This window comes from Sphingomonas sp. DMC6, assembly GCF_056314225.1.
Genome location: NZ_JBQUYT010000003.1, coordinates 467566 through 484818, shown reverse-complemented (window position 1 = coordinate 484818; position 17253 = coordinate 467566). Strand labels below are relative to the sequence as shown.

The 17253-nt window shown below is 65.5% G+C and carries 17 protein-coding genes; 9 read left to right on the top strand and 8 right to left on the bottom strand.

The features are described 5' to 3' along the window. Positions 1-35 precede the first annotated feature (35 nt). Entirely contained in the window at positions 36-2531 is a 2496-nt protein-coding gene (gene gyrB / locus ACT53M_RS09645; protein ID WP_476232984.1) for a DNA topoisomerase (ATP-hydrolyzing) subunit B, read from the bottom strand. Positions 2532-2643: 112 nt separating this feature from the next. Between gyrB and ACT53M_RS09640 the strand changes: the two genes are divergently transcribed. Next, entirely contained in the window at positions 2644-4062 is a 1419-nt protein-coding gene (locus tag ACT53M_RS09640; RefSeq protein ID WP_476232983.1) for a M20/M25/M40 family metallo-hydrolase, read from the top strand. 3 nt (positions 4063-4065) lie between these two features. Here the strand turns inward: ACT53M_RS09640 and recF are convergent, their stop codons facing one another. Next, on the bottom strand, positions 4066-5133 hold the full coding sequence (recF, locus tag ACT53M_RS09635; protein ID WP_476232982.1) for a DNA replication/repair protein RecF: 1068 nt from the start codon (positions 5131-5133) through the stop codon (positions 4066-4068). 74 nt (positions 5134-5207) lie between these two features. Here recF and ACT53M_RS09630 point away from each other — a divergent pair, with 74 nt between their 5' ends. Next, complete coding sequence (locus ACT53M_RS09630) at positions 5208-6011, top strand: hypothetical protein (protein WP_476232981.1); 804 nt, start codon at positions 5208-5210, stop codon at positions 6009-6011. Positions 6012-6089: 78 nt separating this feature from the next. Here the strand turns inward: ACT53M_RS09630 and ACT53M_RS09625 are convergent, their stop codons facing one another. The 3 genes from ACT53M_RS09625 to ACT53M_RS09615 all read right to left on the bottom strand — a co-directional run bounded on the left by ACT53M_RS09625 (position 6090) and on the right by ACT53M_RS09615 (position 8794). Beyond that, positions 6090-6851: a Coq4 family protein gene (locus tag ACT53M_RS09625; protein WP_476232979.1), complete on the bottom strand. Its 762-nt coding sequence runs from the start codon at positions 6849-6851 to the stop codon at positions 6090-6092. Between the two features lie 70 nt (positions 6852-6921). Beyond that, on the bottom strand, positions 6922-8034 hold the full coding sequence (gene dnaN, locus ACT53M_RS09620; protein ID WP_476232978.1) for a DNA polymerase III subunit beta: 1113 nt from the start codon (positions 8032-8034) through the stop codon (positions 6922-6924). Between the two features lie 148 nt (positions 8035-8182). Then, positions 8183-8794, bottom strand: a complete 612-nt coding sequence (locus ACT53M_RS09615) for an outer membrane protein (RefSeq protein ID WP_476232976.1) — start codon at positions 8792-8794, stop codon at positions 8183-8185. A gap of 287 nt (positions 8795-9081) precedes the next feature. On the opposite strand from ACT53M_RS09615, the gene ACT53M_RS09610 reads away from it, so the two are divergent. Together ACT53M_RS09610 and ACT53M_RS09605 are read left to right on the top strand one after the other, a co-directional pair. Next, the gene (locus tag ACT53M_RS09610) at positions 9082-9729 is read left to right on the top strand and encodes a histidine phosphatase family protein (RefSeq protein ID WP_476232974.1); all 648 of its coding nucleotides are present in this window, start codon (positions 9082-9084) and stop codon (positions 9727-9729) included. Beyond that, positions 9726-10193, top strand: coding sequence for a hypothetical protein (locus tag ACT53M_RS09605; protein WP_476232973.1), 468 nt, complete (start codon positions 9726-9728; stop codon positions 10191-10193). Before ACT53M_RS09610 ends, ACT53M_RS09605 begins: the two co-directional genes overlap by 4 nt. A 4-nt stretch (positions 10194-10197) precedes the next feature. Here ACT53M_RS09605 and ACT53M_RS09600 read toward each other — a convergent pair whose 3' ends face one another. After that, positions 10198-11280, bottom strand: a complete 1083-nt coding sequence (locus tag ACT53M_RS09600) for a Ca2+-dependent phosphoinositide-specific phospholipase C (protein WP_476232972.1) — start codon at positions 11278-11280, stop codon at positions 10198-10200. Between the two features lie 165 nt (positions 11281-11445). Beyond that, positions 11446-11901: a DUF4168 domain-containing protein gene (locus tag ACT53M_RS09595; RefSeq protein WP_476232969.1), complete on the bottom strand. Its 456-nt coding sequence runs from the start codon at positions 11899-11901 to the stop codon at positions 11446-11448. A 215-nt stretch (positions 11902-12116) separates the two neighbouring features. Here ACT53M_RS09595 and rlmN point away from each other — a divergent pair, with 215 nt between their 5' ends. Together rlmN and ACT53M_RS09585 are read left to right on the top strand one after the other, a co-directional pair. Then, entirely contained in the window at positions 12117-13301 is a 1185-nt protein-coding gene (rlmN, locus tag ACT53M_RS09590; protein WP_476232968.1) for a dual-specificity RNA methyltransferase RlmN, read from the top strand. 40 nt (positions 13302-13341) lie between these two features. Beyond that, positions 13342-13743: a lysozyme inhibitor LprI family protein gene (locus tag ACT53M_RS09585; RefSeq protein ID WP_476232965.1), complete on the top strand. Its 402-nt coding sequence runs from the start codon at positions 13342-13344 to the stop codon at positions 13741-13743. Here ACT53M_RS09585 and ACT53M_RS09580 read toward each other — a convergent pair. Then, on the bottom strand, positions 13730-14350 hold the full coding sequence (locus tag ACT53M_RS09580) for a flavin reductase family protein (protein ID WP_476232963.1): 621 nt from the start codon (positions 14348-14350) through the stop codon (positions 13730-13732). The two genes, ACT53M_RS09585 and ACT53M_RS09580, sit on opposite strands and share 14 nt — an antisense overlap. Before the next feature lie 97 nt (positions 14351-14447). Here ACT53M_RS09580 and ACT53M_RS09575 point away from each other — a divergent pair, with 97 nt between their 5' ends. The 3 genes from ACT53M_RS09575 to ACT53M_RS09565 all read left to right on the top strand — a co-directional run bounded on the left by ACT53M_RS09575 (position 14448) and on the right by ACT53M_RS09565 (position 17234). Next, positions 14448-15179 carry a cytochrome b/b6 domain-containing protein gene (locus ACT53M_RS09575; protein ID WP_476232961.1) on the top strand — a complete coding sequence of 244 codons (732 nt, stop codon included), beginning with the start codon at positions 14448-14450 and terminating at the stop codon, positions 15177-15179. Continuing rightward, positions 15176-15907, top strand: coding sequence for a molybdopterin-dependent oxidoreductase (locus ACT53M_RS09570; protein ID WP_476232959.1), 732 nt, complete (start codon positions 15176-15178; stop codon positions 15905-15907). Before ACT53M_RS09575 ends, ACT53M_RS09570 begins: the two co-directional genes overlap by 4 nt. 103 nt (positions 15908-16010) lie before the next feature. Then, entirely contained in the window at positions 16011-17234 is a 1224-nt protein-coding gene (locus ACT53M_RS09565) for a class I SAM-dependent methyltransferase (protein WP_476230079.1), read from the top strand. Positions 17235-17253: the final 19 nt, after the last annotated feature.

Below are 17253 nucleotides of genomic sequence, written 5' to 3'. Positions count from 1 at the left end.
GTCGGCCGGCGACGCGGATCGCCGGCCGAACAGCCTCAAACGTCGAGATTGGCGACGCTCAGCGCATTTTCCTGAATGAACTCGCGGCGCGGTTCGACCACATCGCCCATCAGCTGGGTGAACACCGCATCTGCGACATCGGCCTGGTCGATCGCCACCTGCAGCATCGAGCGGTTCTGCGGATCGAGCGTGGTTTCCCACAGTTGCTCCGCATTCATTTCGCCCAGACCCTTGTAGCGCTGGATCGCGAGGCCCTTGCGGCCGAACGCCAGGATTGCGTCGAGCAGCTGCGACGGACGCGACACCAGACTTTCGCCCTTGCCGACCGCGACCGGCGCCTCTTCCTCGGCAACCGGCGTCTCGCTTTCGGCAGCTGCGCCGCGTGCGGAAACCAGCTTGGACGGCGTGAGATAGCTGGCGGCCTGTTCGGCGGCGAGCGCGTGCAGCTTGCGTGCCTCGGCGGAACTAAGGAAGCTCGCTTCGACGATGTGGTGGTCGGTCACGCCGCGCCACAGTCGTTCGAAATGATAACCGCCTTCGTCGGTGACGCGCGCGCTCCACCGCGCCTCGGTATCGGCAGCATCGAGCCGGGTGATGACGCTGGTCAGCAGCGCGGCGCGCTGCTCGCGGGTCGCCACCGGGTCGAGCGCGCCGCCCAGCGCCAGCGCTTCGACGATTGAGGGATCATAGCGACGCGGCACGTAGCGCATCAGCGTGCGCATGCGGCGGGCATGTTCGACCAGCGTGCGCAGATCCTCGCCGCTGCGCTGGCCTTGCGCAGTATCGAGCACCGTCCCGCCGACGCCGGCATCGACCAGATACTGGTCGAGTGCGTTGTCGTCCTTGAGGTACACCTCTGAGCGGCCCTTGGACGCCTTATAGAGCGGCGGCTGGGCGATATAGAGGTGCCCGTTCTGGATGATCTCGGGCATTTGCCGGTAGAAGAAGGTCAGCAGCAGCGTGCGGATATGCGCGCCGTCCACGTCTGCGTCGGTCATGATGACGATCTTGTGGTAGCGCAGCTTCTCGATGTTGAAATCGTCGCGGCCGATACCGGTGCCCATCGCCTGGATGAGCGTGCCGATTTCCTTCGAGCTTAGCATCCGGTCGAAACGCGCGCGCTCGACGTTCAGGATCTTGCCGCGCAGGGGGAGGATCGCCTGAAAGTGGCGATCGCGACCTTGTTTGGCCGACCCGCCGGCCGAGTCACCCTCGACCAGGAAAAGTTCGGACTTGGCGGGATCGCGCTCCTGGCAGTCGGCGAGCTTGCCGGGGAGCGAGGCGATATCCATCACGCCCTTGCGCCGGGTGAGTTCGCGGGCACGCTTGGCGGCCTCGCGCGCAGCCGCGGCATCGATCACCTTCTGGACGATCATGCGGGCATGCGCCGGGTTTTCTTCCAGCCACTCGGCCAGCTTGTCCGCCATCAGGCTTTCGAGCGGCTGGCGGACTTCGGACGAGACCAGCTTGTCCTTGGTCTGCGACGAGAATTTCGGATCGGGCAGCTTGACCGAGACGATCGCGGTGAGGCCCTCGCGCATGTCGTCGCCGGTGAGCGAGACCTTCTCCTTCTTCAGCGCACCCGACTTTTCCGCATAGCTGTTGAGCGTGCGGGTCAGCGCCGCGCGGAATGCCGCCAGGTGGGTGCCGCCGTCGCGCTGCGGGATGTTGTTGGTGAAGCAGAGGACGTTTTCGTAATAGCTGTCGTTCCACTCCAGCGCGACGTCGATCGTCACGTCGTCGCGGGTACCGCTGATCGCCACCGGATCGGGCATCAGCGCGACCTTGTTGCGGTCCAGCCACTTTACGAACGCAGCGATGCCGCCTTCGTAGAACAGCTCGATTTCCTTCACGTCCTCGTGCCGCGCATCGCGCAGGATCAGGCGCACGCCCGAATTGAGGAAGGCCAGCTCGCGATAGCGGTGCTCGAGCTTGTCGAAGTCATACTCAGTGATCTTGAAGGTCGCCGGGCTGGCGAGGAAGGTCACGCGCGTGCCCTTCTTGCCGTTCGACGCGCCGATCACCTTCAGCGGCGCTTCGGCATCGCCGTGGCGGAAGCGCATGTAATGCTCCTCGCCGTCGCGCCAGATGTTGAGGTCCAGCCATTCGCTGAGCGCGTTCACCACCGACACACCCACGCCGTGCAGGCCGCCCGAGACCTTGTAGGCGTTCGAATCCGACGTGTTCTCGAACTTGCCGCCCGCATGGAGCTGGGTCATGATCACTTCGGCAGCGGACACGCCCTCTTCGGAGTGAATGCCCGTGGGGATGCCGCGGCCATTATCCTCGACCGAAACCGAGCCGTCGGCGTTGAGCGTGATCTGGATCAGGTCGCAATGCCCGGCCAGCGCCTCGTCGATCGCATTGTCCGATACTTCGAAGACCATATGGTGCAGGCCCGAGCCGTCGTCGGTATCGCCGATATACATGCCCGGCCGTTTGCGGACCGCGTCGAGGCCCTTCAGGACCTTGATCGAGTCGGCGCCATATTCGTTCGCGTTGGGATCGTTCGTCTTCGGAGTGTCTGCCATGCCGAGGATATAGGGATTCGGGGGGTGGAACGGAAGCAAAATGGTTTGCTTTCCTTTCGCCGCGCGACATGCTCCATTCCGGACAGGGCAATCTTCAATCCAGGGGGAAAGGATGCAGTTCTTCCGCGCTTCCATTGCCGCCGCCGCGCTGCTCGCGGCCGCACCTGCCGCCGCGCAACAATCCGCACCGCTCAGGCCGGATCAGGCGAAGTTCTTCGAACTCTACAAGGAACTGGTCGAAACCAACACGGTGGTGAATGTCGGCAGCTGCACCCAGGCTGCCGGGCAGATCGCCGCGCGGCTGAAGGCGGCCGGGTTCACGGACGCGCAGCTCACGCTGTTCGCCACGCCCGAACACCCGAAGGATGGCGGGCTGGTCGCGATCTATCCGGGCACGTCCAAAAAGGCGAAGCCGATCCTGCTGCTCGCGCACCTCGACGTCGTTGCCGCCAAGCGCGAGGACTGGACCCGCGACCCGTTCAAGCTGGTCGAGGAGAACGGTTATTATTACGTCCGCGGCGCTGTCGACGACAAGGCAATGGCGTCGATCTGGGCGGACACGCTGATCCGCTTCCAGCAGGCGGGCTACAAGAGCAAGCGGACGATCAAGCTGGCACTCACCTGCGGCGAGGAAACAACCTGGGCCTTCAACGGCGCCGAATGGCTGGCCAACAACAAGCGCGACCTGATCGATGCCGAATTTGCCCTCAACGAAGGCGGCGGCGGCAAGTCGGACGGGCACGGCAAGGTGCTGGTCGAAACCATGCAGGTCGGCGAAAAGGCCGTGCAGAATTTCCGGCTGGAGACCACCAACCCCGGCGGGCACAGCTCGATTCCGGTGCCGGACAATGCGATCTACGAACTCGCCGACGCCTTGGTCAAAGTCCGCGGTTATGAGTTTCCGCTGCAGCTTTCGGACACGACCCGGGCCTATTTCGCCAAGGCCGGCGCGGCGAGGGGCGACGCGATGGGCAAGGCCATGGTCGCGATTGCCGCCAATCCGGACGACAAGGCGGCAGAGGCGCTGCTCAACACCGATCGCAGCTATCATTCGATGCTGCGGACGACCTGTGTCGCAACCCTGCTGGAAGGCGGCCACGCCAACAATGCCTTGCCCCAGCGCGCCGCCGCCAACGTCAATTGCCGCATCTTCCCCGGCCACAGCGTGGCAGAGACGCAGGCTGCCCTGACGGCCGCGATCGGCGATCCGAAGGTGACGATCACTGCGGTGCCGCCGACACGCCCGCTCGCCAAGCCGCCTGCGCTCGATCCGAAGATCATCGGCCCGGCCGAAAAGCTGGTGGCGCAATATTTCCCCGGCGTGCCGCTGGTGCCGACCATGTCGACGGGCGCCACCGACGGCATTTTCCTCGCCGCAGTGGGCATTCCTACCTATGGCGTGCCCGGCGGTTGGGGTGACCCGGACGGCAATGGCGTCCACGGACTGAACGAGCGTGTGGAAATCCGTTCGCTCTACACCGGGCGGGACTATCTGTTCGATCTGGTCAAGGCCTACGCCCAGCAGGACTGACGCTCAGCCTTGCTCCACCCTGCCATCGGCCACGCGGTAGCGGGTGGCCGAGGCGGGGACGGCCTCAAACAATGCCGGCTCGGTGCCGGTCATCCAGACCTGGCCCCGCCCCGTCAGCCGTTCGAACAGCGCCGCGCGACGGCCGGGATCCAGATGGGCAGCGACTTCGTCGAGCAGCAGGATCGGCGTACGGCCGGCTCGTTCCGCCACCAGTTCGGCATGGGCGAGCACGATGCCGAGCAACAGCGCCTTTTGCTCGCCGGTCGAACAGAGATGCGCGGCCTGCCGCTTGTCGAGATGCGTCACGTGCAGATCGGCGCGGTGCGGGCCGGTAATCGTTCGCCCCGCCGCCGCATCGCGTCGCCGGCCTTCGCGCAGCGCCGCGGCCAGCGCCGCAGCCTCTCCGCTCCAGCCGTCCAGCGCCAGTTCGGCGCGGGCAAAGGGCCCCGTCGGCTGATCCGCCAGCCGCGCGCCAAGCGCGGCAACCGTGTCGCGCCGGGCTGCGTCGATGGCCGCGCCATGTTCCGCCATCCGCGCTTCGAGGGCGTCGAGCCAGGCGGGGTCGGGCGGCAGTTCGTCTGTCAGGAGCCGGTTTCGCTCGCGCATCGCCGCCTCGTACCGCGTCGATTCATGCGCATGGCCGGGGGATAGCGCCAGCGTCAGACGGTCGAGGAAACGGCGGCGCTCGCCCGGCGCCTCGAGGAACAGCCGGTCCATCGCCGGCGTCAGCCACAATAGTACCAGCCACTGCGCCAGGCTGGTTGCCGCCGCCGTCGCGCCGTTCACCCGGACGACCCGCCGCTCCGGCGCATCGGGCCGCGCACCCGTGCCAATCTCGGCCGTATCGAGCGTAGCGGCGATGCCGAAACCGCCGACGCCGCCCTGCCGCGCCATTTCGCCAAGCGGCGCGCCGCGCAGGCCCCGGCCGGGGGCGAGCAGCGACAATGCCTCGAGAATATTGGTCTTGCCGGCGCCATTCTCGCCGCTCAGCACGACGAAGTCGGCGCCCGGTGCGAGCACCGCATCGGCGTGATTCCGGAAATCAGTGAGAATGAGACGCTTGACGGCCATGGTGAGGGCTGTAGCGCAGCGTCTGGCCCACGAACACCGCTTGTCCGATGAGGGGCGAGAAGGGGATAGAAACTATGATCCGCAAGATTGTCACTGCTGCCGCACTGCTTGTTGTCGCGGCTTGTTCCAAAGCGCCCCAGGACATGACCGCCCATTATTCCGTCGGCGGTGGCCGCGGGACGATGACGGTGCGCGCTGCCGCCAATGGCGATGCCAAGTTCGAAGCTGGTCCGCAGACACTGCTCCACAAGGGCGGCATCGATTATCTGGTCGTCAACGATCCGACCGACCGCTTCGCCATCAAGCTGGACGACTTCGTCGGCGCCATGGCCGATATGGCCAAGGAACAGGGCAAAAAGCCGCAGCCGCTGCCCAACAACCCGGAATATGAAGCCGTGAACGTTGGCGAGGAAAAGGTCGCCGACCAGAAGGGCGACATCTGGACGATCCGTCCGAAGGGTGGCGCCAATGGCGAGACCGTCCGTGTCGTGATTGCACAGGATTCGACCTACGCCCCGATCGGCAAGGCGTTCGGCCTGCAGACCCGATTCGCCAATGCGCGCTCGCAGATGATGTTCACCGGCGCCAGCAATGCAGACAAGACGCTGGGCAGCGTGCTCGACAAGGGCATGGTGCTGAGCCTGGGCGATTCGCTGACGCTGCAGGACGTCGCAAAGGGCCCGATCGCGGCGAGCGAGTTCGCGCTGCCGAAGGTGCTCGACCGCGCCGCGTTCCGCAAGCGCATCGCCGAGCAGGCTGCCAAGGCAGCAACCGAAGCCGCCAAGAGTGCGCCTGCTGGCGGAGCCATGGGCGATGCCCCGGCCGCGCCGGTCGCACCCGCCCCGGCGCCCGCTTCCCCGGCGCCCGCCGGCAAGTAATCACTGCGCCAGTCGTAAGAGAAAAGCGCCCGGACCCACTTGGCCCGGGCGCTTTTTTATGCCCGCTCTGGAACGGGTTCAGATCGCCGAAATGCCGGCTTTGGCCAGCTGCTGCTGGGCCACGCGGTACAGCACCGGCTCCTCGATCCCCAGCCGGCGGCGGGCGGCATCGAGCGGTTCGGTCAACAGCGCCTCATAATCTTCGCCGTGCAGCCAGCGGGCACGCTTGCCGTGGCGATAGCCTTCGCGAATCGCGCGGATGCAATCCAGCCGGCCGGTCACGCGCAGCGTCTTGAGGGCGCCGCCCAGTGCAATGAAGCCCCAGCCCAGCCCGCCCGTTTGCGCATAGGAAAAGGCGACCAGGCACAGTTCGCCGAGATGCTCGTTCGCCTGATAGCCGGTCAGCGTGTGCCAGATGTCGTGGATGTCGCGCTCGCGGCGGCCCATCCAGGCATAGGGATGTTCGACATCGATGCCCTGGAACCCGCCTTCGACCATGCTGACCGCGACCAGCCCCTCTGCCGAGAAGCCGGTCGAATCGAGGAAGTCGCGATAGGCGGCGCCCACGGTGCCGGGCGCGAAACCGTCGATCCAGCGACGGTCGGCCAGCTTCTGCGCGAGTTCCAGCCGTTGATAGGCGAGCTTGCCGCCGCCCGGAATGGTGAGCAGCCGGCGATAATTGCGCTGCGTCACGTCGCCGTTCAGCGCGCGCATGATGCGGAATACCTGCTCGGTATCGTCGCCATTGGCGAGAAGTCGTCGCAGCGCCGAAAGCGCCGTGCCCCATTCGCGCTTTAGCGGAACGCCGGGGTTGATCGATTGCACAGGTTGCGTGGCCATGGGTCTGCTCTGTTGCTAACAACAGTGTAAATAGCATCCCGCATGGCCAAAATCAACTTGGGCGCGCGAATCACACCCGCATCGGCATCAACACATAGAGCGCAGGCGCGCTGTCATTCTCGCGAATCAGCGTCGGTGCGGCTGCGTCGGCGAGATGAACTTCCACCAGATCGCCTTCGATCTGGCCCAGAATATCCATCAGATAGCGGCTGTTGAAGCCGATTTCGAACGGCAGCGCCGTATATTCGCCCGGCACTTCTTCGGCCGCAGCGCCATTTTCCGGGCTGGTCACCGACAGGATGATCTTGTCGCGTTCCAGCGCCATCTTCACCGCGCGGGTCTTTTCCGTGGCGATGGTCGAAACGCGGTCGACGCCCTGCATGAAGCTCTTCGGATCGAGCTTGAGCAGCTTGTCGTTCGCGGTCGGGATCACCCGGCTGTAATCGGGGAAGGTGCCGTCGATCAGCTTCGAGGTGAGGATCGCCTGGCCCAGGTCAAAGCGAATCTTCGAGGCCGAGAGCGAGACGCCGACCGAGCCGTCCACTTCATCGAGCAGCTTGCGCAGTTCGGCGACGCATTTGCGCGGCACGATAACGCCCGGCATGCCTTCGGCGCCATCCGGGCAAGGCACAGTCACGCGCGCGAGCCGGTGGCCGTCGGTGGCGGCGGCGCGCAGCACGCGGCTGGCCTCGTCGCTCACATGGAAGAAGATGCCGTTCAGATAATAGCGCGTCTCTTCGGTCGAGATCGCGAAGCGGGTCTTGTCGATGATCTGCTTCAGCGTTTCCGCGGGCAGTTCGAAGGTGGTGGGCAGCTCGCCTTCCGCGATCATCGGGAAATCGTCGCGCGGCAGCGTGCCGAGCTGGAAGCGCGCACGGCCCGCCACGACCGTAAGCTTGCCTTCGGCGGCGGTCAGTTCGACCTGCGCGCCCTCGGGCAGCTTGCGAACGATGTCGAACAAGGTGTGCGCCGAAACCGTCGTGGCGCCGGGCTGGTCGACCGCCGCCGGGATCGTCTCGTCGATCTGCAGATCGAGATCGGTTGCCATCAGCCGCAGCGTGCCGCCGCCCTGGGCGTCGATCAGCACGTTCGACAGGATGGGAATGGTGTTGCGCCGTTCGACCACGGACTGGACGTGGCTCAGGCCCCTCAGAAGAGTTGCACGTTCGATCGTCGCCTTCATGTACCTCAAACCCCCGGGCCGCCGCCCTCATTCCACCTGACGCGTCCCGGCCGGTGGCAGTTCGCCGATTGGTATCCTTAACGCGAAAAAGGACCGGAGCAAGCCTGCTCCGGCCCTTCTTTACGTCCTTAGCTTGCGTTTTGGTAAATCAGAAGCGCACGCCGAGGCCCGTGACGATCTGGTGACGCTCCGGATCGACGCCGTTCGGCTGCGATCCATAGTTGGAATAGCGATATTCCGCCTTCACGAAGACCTTGTCGGTCAGCTTCACCTCGGCGCCGGCGCCCAGCCGCCAGCCGTCCAGGTTGCTGCGCTGGCTCAGCGCAATCGCCGGGCTGGTGTTGGGCGAGGCATAGTCGGTGGTGAAGGCGGCGTTGGTATAACCGGCCTTGGCATAGATCAGCGTGCGGCCACCCGCGACGAAGCCGAGACGGCCGCCGACATACAGGTCTCGGTCGGCAGCGACGCGCAGCGTGTCGCCGCTGTTGATCAGGTTGCTGGCATGGTCGCGCGCGCTCGATCCGGTCACTTCGCCTTCCACGCCGAACACGGTGTTGCCGCGCTGGAAGTCATAGCCGATGTTGCCGCCATAGACGGCGCCGTCGGTGGAGGCGTTGAACGACGATTTGTCCTTCAAATGATCCCACCCGACGATTGCTTCGGCGTGCGATCCTGCGAAGCTCTGGTCCTGCTGGGCAAAGGCCGGGGCGGCGAAGGCCGACGAGCCGATCAGCGTGGCGACGATAAGCTTGGTACGCATACAACTACTCCTTGGTACGGACCGGCTCCCGTTGGGCGAGCCGGCCTGGTTCGACCGCAGACGACACGTCTCGGTCGTTCTTCCGGGGAGAGAAGGGCGCGGCTGCGCTGGGGCACCACCATGGCGGCTGCCGGCGCACCCCGGCTGGCATGACTGCTCCCTGTCTTCCTCGGTGCCCGTTCTTGCGAGCTGCACGTCTGTTGCCGCCGCGCCGCTGTCCGCCCGCTGAACGAAACGGGGCAAAAACGGGGCATTGCGTTACTGCGGGTTACAGGAGAGAAATGGGCATGCAATCCACGCGAAAGGGGCGCGACTTCATCGCGCGGCATGGCGAGACCGTGTTCAACACTGCCCGGCGGATGCAAGGCGACCAGCCGCATACGCCGCTCACCCGCGCCGGTTTTGCCCAGGCGGATGCGATGGGGGCAGCGATGCGCGGGCTGCTCGGGCCGAAGCCGATGCTGACTTTGTGGTCGTCGACCGCCGGCCGGGCGCTGCAGACGCTGGCGATCATCGCCGAACATCTCGAGCTCGACTGGCACCGCGCCCACACCGATGCGCGGCTGGTGGAAATCGGCATGGGCCAGTGGAGCGGCCGCTATTATGCCGATCTGGCGCAGGAGATCGGACCGTTTCTCGATTCCGAACGCGGCCTCTATACCCGCCCGCCGGAAGGCGGCGAATGGTATGATGCGATTGCCACGCGCGTTTCCGGCTGGCTGGCCGATACCCATGACGATCCCGGCGACCGGCTGGTCATCCTGCACGGCATGTCGAGCCGCGTCCTGCGCGGGGTGATGACCGGCCTCGATGTGCTGCCCCATTTCGCCGCGCCGGTGGCCCCGGAACTGCCGCAGGGGTCGATCGTGATGATCGAACAAGGCGTGGAGACGGTCGTGCATCGCGGCACCGGCACCGGCGGGGCACCGGCATGAGCCTGGCGGCCCTACTGCTGCTCGCCCTGTCCGCGCCGGAAGCGGGGCGCAGCACGATCGGCATCTATGACGGCTGGGGCGCGTTTCGCGACGCCGCGCCGCGCCGCTGTTTCGCCATTGCCCGACCGGTGGACCGGGCAGGCCGCGGCGAGGCCTTTATTAGCATCGCAAACTGGCCCGAGATGCGGGTGCGCGGGCAGCTCCATGTCCGGCTCAGCAGGCCCCGCGCCGGCAATGCACGGGTGACGCTGTCGATCGGCGAACGACGATTCGAGTTGCAGGCAGGCGCCGTCGATGCCTGGGCTCCCGATGCCCGCACCGACGCGGCGATCGTCTCGGCGCTGCGCGACGGGCGCGGCCTGAGCGTCGAGACGGTCGCCGCCAGCGGTGCGGCCTTTGTCGATAGCTATAGTCTCAAAGGCGCAGCCAGCGCCGTCGACGCGGCGACGCTGGCCTGCCGCTGACGCCTCAGCAGCGCGCCGTCACCGCATTGCAGTGTACGGTCGAATGGCCGATCGAGACCGTGAAGCCAAAGCCGAGCGGATCGGGCGCGCCTTCATAATAGTCGGTGCTGATGAACTGCGCGCCCGACTTCACCGCCGCATCGCGCCGGCTGAGATCATGGGTACGGGCTTCGCGCGTTTCCGAATCGGCGCGGGTGCGCACCAGAAAACCGGCGCGCACGCGGCGCGTGATGGCGGCGACATCGGCGGCAGGATTCTGCATGTTGAACGCAGCCGCTTCGGGTGCCTCTTCGGGATACCAGCCGAACATCATGCGACCCTTCAGGCTGGCATGGCCGGCGCGGTAGCGGTTCTCATTGGCGTCGCTGGTATCGAGCACGAACAGGAACTTGCCGCGCGACGCGCCGATCGTCGGCCAGCGATGCGCGAGCACTGCCTCCCGCAGCGTCGGCAAGGTGCCGCGCACATCGTCCGGCGCGATCACCCGGTCGCGGCCGATGACGGCGGCGATGTCTGCATCGAGCCAGTCGAGTGCGGCGGCGTCGAAGCCCAGATCGGTGGTGCGCAGACCCGGGATCGGGCGCACGTCGCTCGCATTGACGAGGATGACGACGGGCAAATGGCCCGGATGGGCATCCGACCAGCGACGGAAGATCCCCAGGCAACTGCGGAAGGTGCGGCAATGCGTCTGCCAGTCGATGCCGGGAACGTGGATCACCTTGGCGCCGGGAGCGGCCATTTCGGCCTTTATCTCGGCGGTGCCATCGGCATAGGGCGCGGCATAGGCGCCGCCCTGCGGATCGGGCGCTACGTCGATCTCAAGCTGCCTTAGGCCCAGTGCAAGCTGGCTTTCGAGCGGCGGATGGCCATAGGCGAGGCCGTCCCATTCCTTGGCCGCCAGCGTGCGAATGCGTGCCTCGGTCGCGGGCAGCGGATAGGGGCGATAGCTGTTGTGCGAACCCAGCATCTGCACCTGATCGATCCGCAGCGAATCGAGCGCCTTGTCGGCATCGGGGCCGCCCGCCACTGCCGGCGCTGCCATCGCCAGCGCTGCCACCACCGGCACCATGTTCCGAATAATTCGCATGCCAGACCACCGCATTGACCCGATCTCCTCGTTTTCGTCAGGCGGGCTCCTGCGGCGCTTTGATGCAAGCCGTGTGACAAAGACAAGAAAACGCCCGGAGGCGCGGGGAATCGCCTCCGGGCGTAGCCGGTCCCCGCGATGCGGCGCGCGGGGACCGTAGGGAGATTACATCGACGGCGTGGAAGCCGGGGTCGTGGCAGGCGTAGCGTTCATCTGCTGCGCTGCAGCCTGCTGGATGCGCTTGTTGAGCGCCTGATCGCTGGCCATCGCCTGGCTGATCGCGTTGAAGCGGTTCGCGTCCATGCCGCTGGCCTGAACGGCCGCAACGAGCTTCGGCGCCTTTTCCGCCTCCGGAATCGACGTGTCCTTGCGAATCTTGTCCACGGCGAGGGCGGCGGCTGCATATTGGCGCACTTCCGTGTCCGTCACGCTGGCATTGGTCGCCGGCTGCGCCGCGGCTGCCGGCTGGGCCGGGGCAGCCTGAGCGGGCTCAGTCTGCGCCGGATCCGCTGCCGCAGGGGCTTGCTGGGCCGGCGTCGTCTGCGGCGCCGCAGTCTGGGCAAAGGCAGCCGGCGCCATGGCAAACGGGGCTGCCGCGATCAACAAATAGGGGAACTTCATGATCCACTCCAAATAGTTGTGCAGGGTATAAACGAAGAAATGGGGGGCCGGTTCTGGGGACTCCAAGGCTATTCACGGCGGGTCGAGCCAGATGCGGGATGGGTGGACCCGCAATGACGACAACGTGCGGCCATTCTCGCGGGCGTGCGACGACGCTGGAAAAAGCCCCGGACTTCGATTACATGCGCGCGATGCAGACAGTGTCGGCCGCTCCCATGCCCATCCCCGGGCACATTGATCCCGTGCCCGTGCCGCGTGCTCCCGCCGCGCGCGAAGATGGTCGTACCGACCTGATCGGCCTTTCCCGCGACGGCATCCGCGAGGCGCTGGCTGCCGCCGGCATGGAACCGAAACAGGCCAAGCTGCGCGCCAAGCAGCTATGGCACTGGATCTATAATCGCGGCGCTACCGAATTTTCGGCGATGACCGATATCGCCAAGGCCCAGCACCCCTGGCTCGCCGAGCGCTTCGTGATCGGCCGGCCGGAAGTGGTGGAAGCCCAGGTCTCGAACGACGGCACCCGCAAATGGCTGCTCCGCTCGCCGGATGGCCAGGATTACGAGATGGTGTTCATCCCCGATGCCGATCGAGGGACTTTGTGCGTTTCCAGCCAGGTGGGCTGCACGCTCAACTGCCGCTTCTGCCACACCGGCACGATGCGGCTGGTCCGTAATCTCACCGCCGGCGAGATCGTCGGTCAGGTGATGCTGGCCCGCGATGCGCTGGGCGAATGGCCCAGCCAGCCCGAGGGGCGGCTGCTCACCAACATCGTCATGATGGGCATGGGCGAGCCGCTCTACAACTTCGACGAGGTGAAGGCCGGCCTGCAGATCGTGATGGATGGCGACGGGCTCGCCCTGTCGAAGCGGCGCATCACCCTGTCGACCTCCGGCGTGGTGCCGATCATGGCACGCGCGGGGGAGGAGATCGGCGTCAATCTGGCGGTGTCGCTCCACGCCGTTACCAAGGACGTGCGCGACGAGATCGTGCCGCTCAACAAGAAGTACGGCATCGAGGAACTGCTGCAGGCCTGTGCCGACTATCCGGGCGCCAACAATGCCCGGCGCATCACGTTTGAATATGTGATGCTGAAGGACAAGAACGACAGCGATGCGGATGCGCGCGAACTCGTCCGCCTGCTGCGCAAGTACAAGCTGCCGGCCAAGGTGAACCTGATTCCCTTCAACCCCTGGCCGGGCGCGCCCTATGAATGCTCGACGCCGGAACGGATCAAGGCGTTCAGCAACATCGTGTTCGAGGCGGGCATTTCCGCACCCGTGCGCACCCCGCGCGGACGCGACATCGATGCGGCGTGCGGCCAGCTGAAGACTGCGGCAGAAAAAAAGAGCCGCGCCCAGCTCGACCGTGAGGCCGCCGAGAAGTTCGCCGCGTTAGGCTGACGGCTGCGCAAATGCGCGCCGCCGGAGAGGGAGAAATAGCGTGCTGGTTGCCGCTTTGATCGCACTTGCCGCGCCTGCGGGGGAGCGCTGCCCTGATGCGCGCACCACGATCGAAATGAACGCATGCCTCGCCGCAATCGGTAAGGCCGCGAATGCCGAAATGGACCGCTATTTCGCCGCGGCGCGCAAGCGTGCTGCCGAAGGGGGCGCCGACGTGGTGAAGGCGCTTGATCTCGCGCAGACGCGCTGGCTCGCCTATCGTAATGCGGAGTGCGACGCCGTTTATGCCAACTGGCAGGGCGGTACGATCCGCGGCACCATGTCGATCGGGTGCCGCATCGACCTGACGCACGAACGCACCCATTGGCTGTGGAAGACCTGGCTCGGCTATATGGACTCGACGCCGCCGGATCTGCCGGAACCGAGGTTCAGCCCGGCCTGAACATCCGGAACAGCGCGTCTTCGCCGATTTCGAAATAATCGGCCGGTCCGCCGCCGCGCAGGATCGGGCGGGCACGGGCGGTCTGGTACGTGCCGTCTTCCAGCATCGCCTTATCGATGTGGATGCCGGTCGCCTCGCCCAGCACCAGCCAGGTGTCGAGCGGGGTGCCTTCCTTGCTTTCCAGCCGCACCAGCTGGGTGAGCCGGCATTCGAACTGCGCCGGGCTGCCAGCAACCCGATCGGGTCGCACCGTGCGCGAGGGCAGCGCTTCGAGTCCGGCGAGCGTGAACTCGTCGACCTCCGGCCCTACCATCGCCGCGCTGGCGTTCATCGCCTCTGCCTGGGGGCGGGTCGCGAGGTTCCAGACGAATTCGCGCGTCTCGGCGATATTGGCGACGCTGTCCTTCCACCCGATCGAGGCGAAGCCCAGGATCGGCGGGCGATAATTGAACAGGTTGAAAAAGCTGTACGGCGCCAGATTGCGCACGCCGCTGGCAGACATGGTACTGATCCAGCCGATCGGGCGCGGGCCGACAATGGCGTTGAGCGGATCATGCGCCAGGCCATGGCCGGCAGCTGGTTCGTAGAAATGGAAGTCGGCGGTCATGGCGGCTCCACCAGGGAAAAATTCAGACGTGGTGAAACCAATATCGTTCCGCCAGCGAATAGCCTATCATCCGCAAGGCTAGCGGAAGGGGAGCGTAATGGCCGACGCAGCGGCACCGGCGCGAACGCGCAGCATCTATCGCCACCGGCTCATAACCCGCATCTGGCACTGGCTGAATGCCGTCACGATTGTCGTGATGATCGGCAGCGGACTGATGATCTTCAACGCGCATCCGCACCTCTATTGGGGGCAATATGGCGCGAATTTCGATCATGCCTGGCTTACCCTGCCGCGTTTTCCCGGCTGGGCAACGCTGCCGTCGCGCTACAGCCTGTCGGGAGCGCGGCACTGGCACTTGTTTTTCGCACTGGTGCTGGCGTTCGGACTGCTCATTTACCTGCTCTGGAGCCTGATAAATGGCCATATCGCGCGCGACCTGCGCATCCGCGCGCGTGAGCTGGGACCGCGCCACCTTTGGGAGGATGTGAAGGCGCATCTGGCGCTGCGGTTCCATGATGCTGCGAATCCGCGCGCCTACAATATCTTTCAGAAGCTTGCCTATGCCGGCACGCTGTTCGTGCTGCTGCCCGCCGTGATCCTGTCGGGCCTGGCCCTGTCGCCGGGCATGGACGCCGCCTGGCCTTGGCTCACCGCAATCTTCGGCGGGCGGCAATCGGCGCGTTCGGTGCATTTCATCTGCATGGCGCTGATCACCGGGTTTCTGCTGGTGCATCTGACGCTGGTGCTGCTGGCGGGACCGATCAACGAAGTACGGTCGATGATAACCGGTTGGTGGCGCCTGCCCGACGACGCGGAGGAAGCGGCATGATCCTGACCCGACGCAATCTGCTCGTCACCGGCGGGGCCGCATTGCTCGCCGGCTGCGATCGCTGGACGGACAGTCCGGTGCTGATGTCTGCCGACGAAGCCCACCGCTTCCTGCAACGCTCGATCGGCCGGGGGGCGCTCGCCACCGAATTCCGGCCCGAACAGCGCAGCCCGATTTTCCGCGTCAATGGCACCCACAATCCGAACACGCCAGATTACAACGCGCTGGTCGCCGGCCGCTTTGCTGAATGGCGGCTGGAAGTCGGTGGCATGGTGCGCCGGCCGCTGCGGCTCAGCCTGGCGCAGCTGCAGGCGATGCCGCAGCGCGCGCAGATTACCCGCCATGACTGTGTCGAAGGCTGGAGCGCGATCGGCAAATGGCAGGGGCCGCAGCTCGGCACGATCCTGAATGCGGCGGGTATCAGCCCGGGCGCCCGATACATCGTGTTCCACTGCGCCGATCGCTACGGCGCGGGCAATTATTATGAATCGATCGATCTGGTCGACGCATTCCATCCCCAGACGCTGCTCGCATGGGCGCTGAACGACGCGCCGCTCGATGTCGGGCATGGCGCGCCACTTCGTCTGCGCGTCGAGCGCCAGCTCGGCTACAAGCAGGCCAAATATCTGATGCGGATCAAGGCGGTCGCTTCGCTGGCGCCGATCGGGCGGGGACAGGGCGGCTATTGGGAGGATTGGCACGGCTACGAATGGTATGCCGGCATCTGAATGACCGTTCCGACCCCGGAACCATTTCGGGTGCGGGGCATTTTGTGATTTCCGGAAACCCGCTACGGGAATGACTGCAACAAACGCCGGGTACGGGATCGCCATGGCCTTGATCGATCGTTTTCTTGCCCGCGCTATCCGGCGCGGCGAACTTACGCTGCTTCGTCCCGACGGCTCCTCGCGCAATTTCGGGGCTCCCGACCCGGACCTGAACCCCGTCACGATGCGGCTGGAAAAAGGCGCCGAGGGGCGCATTGTCCGCGACCCGGCGCTGGGTGCTGCCGAATCCTATATGGACGGGCTGCTCAATTTCGAGCGGGGCGACATTCTCGACCTGTTGACGCTGGCGACCGCCAACAACCGCTGGGAACAGAGCGATGCGATCCTGACCCCCTCGCCGCTCAGCGCCGCCACCGCAAAGGTCGCGCACTGGATCGGCCGCTACAACATGGCGCGCAAGGCGAAGCGCAACGTCGCCCATCATTATGACTTGTCGGCGCGCCTCTACGACTTGTTCCTCGATGCCGACCGCCAATATAGCTGCGCCTATTACACCGATCCGGCGAACAGCCTGGAGCAGGCGCAGCTCGACAAAAAGGCGCATATCGTCGCCAAGCTGGCGATCCGGCCGGGCATGCGCGTGCTCGACATCGGCTGCGGTTGGGGCGGCATGGCGCTCTATATCCACCAGAAGACCGGCGCCGAGGTGCTGGGCATCACGCTGTCCGAAGAGCAGCTGAAGATCGCCCGCGAGCGCGCCGACGCGGCGGGCGTCGCCGACAAGGTGAAGTTCGAGCTGATTGACTATCGCGCGCTGACCGGCCAGTTCGACAGGATCGTCTCGGTCGGCATGTTCGAACATGTCGGCACGCCGCAATATCGCACCTTCTTCGCCAAATGCCGCGAGCTGATGACGCCCGAGGGCGTGATGCTGCTCCACACTATCGGTCGCGCCGGTGCGCCGGGCATCACCGATGCGTTCACGCTCAAATATATCTTTCCGGGCGGTTATATCCCGGCGCTGTCGGAAATCGCCCAAGGCTATGAAGGCATGCGCTTCTTCCTGACCGACGTGGAAGTGTTGCGCCTGCATTACGGCCATACGCTGAAGGCCTGGTACGACCGAACGGTCGCGGCGCATGATGCGATCGTCGCGCTGTACGACGAGCGCTTCTACCGCATGTGGACCTATTATCTGGCGGGTTCCTGCGTCAGTTTCCTGAACGGCGGGCTGGTCAACTACCAGCTCCAACTCTCCCGCTCGCGCACGGAGCTCCCGATCACGCGGGACTATATGCTCGAGGCCGAGGTGGCGCTCCGGCAATAAAAAGCCGGCGGCCGCTTCC

What these genes read in the sequence shown, in the direction of transcription:
- gyrB (WP_476232984.1), bottom strand. Translation starts at nt 2,531, where the DNA reads ATGGCAGACACTCCGAAGACGAACGATCCCAACGCGAACGAATATGGC.
- ACT53M_RS09640 (WP_476232983.1), top strand. Translation starts at nt 2,644, where the DNA reads ATGCAGTTCTTCCGCGCTTCCATTGCCGCCGCCGCGCTGCTCGCGGCC.
- recF (WP_476232982.1), bottom strand. Translation starts at nt 5,133, where the DNA reads ATGGCCGTCAAGCGTCTCATTCTCACTGATTTCCGGAATCACGCCGAT.
- ACT53M_RS09630 (WP_476232981.1), top strand. Translation starts at nt 5,208, where the DNA reads ATGATCCGCAAGATTGTCACTGCTGCCGCACTGCTTGTTGTCGCGGCT.
- ACT53M_RS09625 (WP_476232979.1), bottom strand. Translation starts at nt 6,851, where the DNA reads ATGGCCACGCAACCTGTGCAATCGATCAACCCCGGCGTTCCGCTAAAG.
- dnaN (WP_476232978.1), bottom strand. Translation starts at nt 8,034, where the DNA reads ATGAAGGCGACGATCGAACGTGCAACTCTTCTGAGGGGCCTGAGCCAC.
- ACT53M_RS09615 (WP_476232976.1), bottom strand. Translation starts at nt 8,794, where the DNA reads ATGCGTACCAAGCTTATCGTCGCCACGCTGATCGGCTCGTCGGCCTTC.
- ACT53M_RS09610 (WP_476232974.1), top strand. Translation starts at nt 9,082, where the DNA reads ATGCAATCCACGCGAAAGGGGCGCGACTTCATCGCGCGGCATGGCGAG.
- ACT53M_RS09605 (WP_476232973.1), top strand. Translation starts at nt 9,726, where the DNA reads ATGAGCCTGGCGGCCCTACTGCTGCTCGCCCTGTCCGCGCCGGAAGCG.
- ACT53M_RS09600 (WP_476232972.1), bottom strand. Translation starts at nt 11,280, where the DNA reads ATGCGAATTATTCGGAACATGGTGCCGGTGGTGGCAGCGCTGGCGATG.
- ACT53M_RS09595 (WP_476232969.1), bottom strand. Translation starts at nt 11,901, where the DNA reads ATGAAGTTCCCCTATTTGTTGATCGCGGCAGCCCCGTTTGCCATGGCG.
- rlmN (WP_476232968.1), top strand. Translation starts at nt 12,117, where the DNA reads ATGCCCATCCCCGGGCACATTGATCCCGTGCCCGTGCCGCGTGCTCCC.
- ACT53M_RS09580 (WP_476232963.1), bottom strand. Translation starts at nt 14,350, where the DNA reads ATGACCGCCGACTTCCATTTCTACGAACCAGCTGCCGGCCATGGCCTG.
- ACT53M_RS09575 (WP_476232961.1), top strand. Translation starts at nt 14,448, where the DNA reads ATGGCCGACGCAGCGGCACCGGCGCGAACGCGCAGCATCTATCGCCAC.
- ACT53M_RS09570 (WP_476232959.1), top strand. Translation starts at nt 15,176, where the DNA reads ATGATCCTGACCCGACGCAATCTGCTCGTCACCGGCGGGGCCGCATTG.
- ACT53M_RS09565 (WP_476230079.1), top strand. Translation starts at nt 16,011, where the DNA reads ATGGCCTTGATCGATCGTTTTCTTGCCCGCGCTATCCGGCGCGGCGAA.